The sequence below is a fragment of the Chromobacterium sp. FG22 genome, from assembly GCF_057809415.1.
On sequence record NZ_JBMDJX010000076.1, the window covers coordinates 1 to 648 of the forward strand.

The window sequence follows — 648 nt, forward strand, 5'->3', positions numbered from 1 at the left end:
CGACAGGCGTTCGTCCGCCTTGAAGCTCAACGCGACGCTGTCCGCGTCCAGCAAGGGGCTGTGCAGTTCGATCAAGCGCATGTCCGCTCTCCTTTCCCGTGTCCAAGCCTGCGCCGCGTCATCAGCTTTTCACCTGCATGCCCAGCTTCTTCAAATCCACGCCGGTGTCCGAATAGGACGCGCCGGTGTAGGAATAGCTGACCCCGGTGGTGGAGCAGCTGGAGCCGGTGCTGGACACGCTGGAACCGGTGCTGCTGACCGAGGAACCGGTGGTGGACATGCTGGAGCCGGTGACCCCGGTGGACGAGCCGGTGACCGAGACCGACGAGCCGGTGACGCTGGCGGAAGCGCCGGTGGTGGACACCGAGCAACCGGTGACGCTGGCGGACGAGCCGGTGGTGGACATCGAGGTGCCGGTGACGCTGGTGGACGAACCGGTGGTGGACATCGAAGTGCCGGTGATGCTGGTGGACGAGCCGGTGTCCGACATCGAGGTGCCGGTCACGCTCTTGGAGGTGCCGGTGACCGAGGTGCTGGTCCCGGTGACGCTGGTGGAGGTGCCGGTATAAGAGGAGGACACCCCGGTCATGCTCTGCGACATGCCGGTGGCCGACACGCTGGTGCCGGTCATCGAGGTGGAAATGCCGG

The 648-nt window shown here is 66.0% G+C and carries 1 protein-coding gene; it reads left to right on the forward strand.

Annotation, left to right across the window (positions count from 1 at the left end; genetic code table 11):
* Window positions 1–227 precede the first annotated feature (227 nt).
* Window positions 228–569: a hypothetical protein gene (locus tag ACODSD_RS24755; protein ID WP_488878609.1), complete on the forward strand. Its 342-nt coding sequence runs from the start codon at window positions 228–230 to the stop codon at window positions 567–569.
* The last annotated feature ends 79 nt before the right edge of the window (window positions 570–648 follow it).